We start from the raw sequence: 3,526 nt of genomic DNA, 5'->3' as shown, positions 1-3,526 counted from the left end.
TACACACTGATCATCTTAATACACCGCAAGTCGTGAGTGATAATCAGGGAACGGTGGTCTGGCGGGCGGACTATGATGCATTTGGGCAAGCATCTATTGCCCCTGGGAGTATCCTGACATTCAACCTCCGCTTTCCTGGCCAGTATTTTGACAGTGAAACGGGGCTACATTACAACTACTATCGGGATTACGACCCCAGTACGGGGCGGTATCTTCAGAGTGATCCGATTGGGCTTCGCGGGGGACTTAATACCTACGTTTACGTGAACAGTAATCCAGTGATGTACATCGATCCTTTGGGACTTACTGCGCTTCAATATGACCAATCAAGTGGCACTCTTACAGTTGATCCGCAAAATGGATCGTCTCCATATAACATTCCGTCATCATCTGGGCGAAATGGTTCAACTGATCAAACTGCAAGAAATCAGGGACCAATTCCTACCGGTGGATATACTGGAAATGCAAGCAATTTAACTAATCCCGGATTCTTTGGCGATTTAGCACGTAATACACGAGGCGACTGGGGTGATTGGCGAATGCCATTAAATCCAAATGATGGAACAAACACCTTTGGTAGAGACGGCTTTTTCTTACATGGTGGTAGTGGGGATGGGTCTGCTGGTTGTATTGATATAGGTGGCGGGATTACCGGAAATGACCAAACGGATAGACTATTAAATGATATTCTTAATGACCCCGATGGCATAATTCCTTTGACAGTAATTCCATAATATGAAAATCAGTAACCCAATCTACATCGGTGTAATTCATATAGCTTGCTTCATTGTTGGATATGTGATGATGCAAGTTATATTTTCACACTCGGATTCACGAAATGCATATTCATTAATTAATGCTTGGTGGCTAAGTCTATATGTCGGTTTGATAGTAGGTGAAAATTTACGGTGTTTGATCGCTGCCTTTCCAGTGGCTGCTGTTGGCTTAACCGTGCTATATCTTACCGGGTTAGGGGATAGTTTTTATCATGATGCTCCAACCACTTTATCCTTCAAATTAGCTTTTGTGGTTTTTATGCAGAGTGTTGTGATAGTTAGTCCGATATTGATCAACAGTGGTGTGGGTTTGGTTACAAAAAATAAAATGAACGTGGCAAATAAATAGGACACTCACTTTAAATAATGGCCCGCAATGCGGGCCATTAATGTTTTAGGGTTATTTACCCCTTCGCAGCTTTCCCCATGACCTTAGTCATCTGGCTTTTCTTCACAAAACTATCAATCACCAAAATCAGCGCTTGCTGGTCGGCGTCTGGCAGATTATCGGCTTGCTGGCACAGCGTGTGTAGCTCGTAGTTCTTGAGTTTAACTTCCTCGCTGGGTGGTTTGCGGCCAACCAGCTCATCAAGTGTGACCTGTAATACATCGGCAATCTTGATAAGTGTCTCAAGCTGCGGTGTGCTACTGCCGCGCTCCCAGCGGTTGTAGGCTCTGGGGTCGATACTCAGCAAATCAGCCAATCGTGCTTGTGTTAAATTACGTGCTTCTCTTAGCAGCTTTAGCCGCCCAGCAAACTCGGTCATGTCCAGACTCGCATACCAATCATAGATGCGTGTCATTGTAAGGCCCTCATCAGACGTGTAGTGTTGAAAAACATAATATATGTAGATGTAGATATAGTTATCGTCAAGAATGTCTATTGACGCGTTTTTGAGGAAATTCCTATGGCACGACTACCTGATGAGATGATTAGCCGGATTAAACACGAGGTCTCGCTGATCCGGTTGGTTGAGCAAAATGGCATCAAGCTCAAAAAGCACGGCAAGGATTATATCGGCCATTGTCCGTTCCACGACCAGCTTCGTGGTCAGCCCGGAATCCAATCTGTGGAACTGCTTAGGTGCTTGCGGCAAAGGTGGTTCGGTCATCGACTGGATAATGCTTATTCAAGGCGTGAGCTTCCGCCATGCGGTGGAGTTACTGCGTGATGGCGCTTCTTCTTTAGTTGCTGAAAACCCCGTCAAACAAAACACGGTGCCAAAGTTGGAAACGCCTGTCACGACCGGTGCCGCCGACCAAGCCATGCTGCGGCAGGTGATCGAATATTACCACCAGACCTTAAAGCAGGAACCGGAAGTTCAGGAATACCTGGCCAAGCGCGGGCTGGACGATGCCGAACTGATTAACCATTTTAAATTGGGCTATGCCAACCGCACACTGGGGCTGCGATTACCGCAGAAGAACCGCAAAGCGGGTAATCAAATCCGTGAACAGTTGCAGCGTATTGGTTTGTATCGCGATACGGGGCGAAAACACTTTAACGGCTCGCTGGTTATCCCTGTCATGGATGAAAACGGCGTAATCCGTGAAGTCTATGGCCGCAAGTTGCTGGACAATCTCAGGAAGGGTACACCCAAGCACACGTATTTACCCGGCCCGCATGAGGGCGTGTTCAATGTGGCAGGGCTGGCTAATATCGAGGAAGTGATTCTCTGTGAATCGCTGATTGATGCCTTAACCTTCTGGCGCTGGGGCTTTAGGCATGTGACCACCAGTTACGGTATTAACGGTTTTACTGACGAGCTTTTACACGCGTTCATCGATCATAAAATCAAGCGGGTACTGATTGCCTATGACCGGGACGAAGCGGGTAATAAGGCCGCTGCTGAATGGTGATCGTGGTCTAGGAGTGCCAGTTTCTCAAGTTAAGTAGGAAATAAATTAAATGACAAAAGAAAAATTTATGTCAGATCTTCATGATTGGGAAATTTATGGGCTCGATATAAATAGAGATGATAGAAAAATAATTATTAATATCTGGTTTCCCGACACCGGAAGCAAAGCTCAAATTATTCTTGAAGGCGTGAGCAAGTTCTTATTTAATGGAGCAATGCTTCAGAATGTTATTCTAGATGTTCTGATATTTGAGGAGGCTTCAAGTTCGGATTATTTTAAATATGGTTGTAAAATCCTAAATATTGACTCATCATTTTTTGATGGGAAAGAAGGGTTTAAGTTAATATACATAGAGCCGTCAGTGGGAGTTGAGCTTTCTTGCCTATGCAAAAAAATCACCTACGAAGAAGCATTGAATAGCTAGAATTATAAGCGAAGTAGTAAGTAGGATCCGAGTCTAATTGGTATTTGCGTTTAGACCGGCACGGCGTGCACATCTTTCCGATTTCGGTGTACAGGCCTAGCCAGCAGGCTGTGCATTTTGGACTAGCGCCTACATTTGTGGGGGCCGGTGAAAGTGACAGGGCCTGCTGGTCTGGCGTGAACGGCTGTGCCGGTTTGCCGTGCATGTGGTGCTATTAGTCGAGATATGTACAATAGTGAACGCTAGGCGCTTGTCAAAGCGCTGTATAGGACTACGTGACATGGCAATCCTGTAGGTCTACTACGCCACGGGAATAGGCCACAGTGAGCTGCACAGCACGACCTGGCGGATATCGATTTCGCGGAGCGAAAGTGTTCAAAACTCTGCATCAGCCAATTAGCCTCACAGACTGATGTGATGCCCTTTTGATTCAGAAACGCGATAAATCCACGTAGGAAACTGTGGG

The 3,526-nt window shown here is 45.9% G+C and carries 5 protein-coding genes and 1 pseudogene; 5 read left to right on the top strand and 1 reads right to left on the bottom strand.

Translation table 11 applies throughout. The features are described 5' to 3' along the window. Together BLV48_RS18595 and BLV48_RS18875 are read left to right on the top strand one after the other, a co-directional pair. On the top strand, positions 1 to 734 hold a 734-nt coding region (locus tag BLV48_RS18595; RefSeq protein WP_139253994.1), incomplete at its 5' end, for an RHS repeat-associated core domain-containing protein. A gap of 1 nt (position 735) precedes the next feature. Continuing rightward, positions 736 to 1,125, top strand: coding sequence for a hypothetical protein (locus BLV48_RS18875; RefSeq protein WP_139253992.1), 390 nt, complete (start codon positions 736 to 738; stop codon positions 1,123 to 1,125). A 55-nt stretch (positions 1,126 to 1,180) separates the two neighbouring features. Here BLV48_RS18875 and BLV48_RS18590 read toward each other — a convergent pair whose 3' ends face one another. After that, a complete protein-coding gene (locus tag BLV48_RS18590; RefSeq protein ID WP_091828264.1) occupies positions 1,181 to 1,579 on the bottom strand; it encodes a helix-turn-helix domain-containing protein in 399 nt (132 codons plus the stop codon). Between the two features lie 105 nt (positions 1,580 to 1,684). On the opposite strand from BLV48_RS18590, the pseudogene BLV48_RS19670 reads away from it, so the two are divergent. From BLV48_RS19670 to BLV48_RS18580, 3 genes and pseudogenes are all read left to right on the top strand, one after another. Next, positions 1,685 to 1,889 (top strand): annotated as a pseudogene (locus BLV48_RS19670) (CHC2 zinc finger domain-containing protein); the annotation flags it as partial. A 9-nt stretch (positions 1,890 to 1,898) separates the two neighbouring features. Continuing rightward, on the top strand, positions 1,899 to 2,636 hold the full coding sequence (locus BLV48_RS18585; protein WP_422730706.1) for a toprim domain-containing protein: 738 nt from the start codon (positions 1,899 to 1,901) through the stop codon (positions 2,634 to 2,636). A 49-nt stretch (positions 2,637 to 2,685) separates the two neighbouring features. Then, positions 2,686 to 3,060: a hypothetical protein gene (locus tag BLV48_RS18580; protein WP_091828263.1), complete on the top strand. Its 375-nt coding sequence runs from the start codon at positions 2,686 to 2,688 to the stop codon at positions 3,058 to 3,060. The last annotated feature ends 466 nt before the right edge of the window (positions 3,061 to 3,526 follow it).

Origin of the sequence: Marinobacterium iners DSM 11526, from assembly GCF_900107855.1 — a bacterium.
GTDB classification, from domain to species: domain Bacteria; phylum Pseudomonadota; class Gammaproteobacteria; order Pseudomonadales; family Balneatricaceae; genus Marinobacterium; species Marinobacterium iners.
Note: the sequence above shows the minus strand (reverse complement) of the source record. Positions and strands in the feature narration are given on the sequence as shown.

Bases quoted from the DNA above. Each gene is read 5' to 3' on its own strand.
- BLV48_RS18875 (WP_139253992.1), top strand. From the start codon at position 736: ATGAAAATCAGTAACCCAATCTACATCGGTGTAATTCATATAGCTTGC.
- BLV48_RS18590 (WP_091828264.1), bottom strand. From the start codon at position 1,579: ATGACACGCATCTATGATTGGTATGCGAGTCTGGACATGACCGAGTTT.
- BLV48_RS18585 (WP_422730706.1), top strand. From the start codon at position 1,899: ATGCTTATTCAAGGCGTGAGCTTCCGCCATGCGGTGGAGTTACTGCGT.
- BLV48_RS18580 (WP_091828263.1), top strand. From the start codon at position 2,686: ATGACAAAAGAAAAATTTATGTCAGATCTTCATGATTGGGAAATTTAT.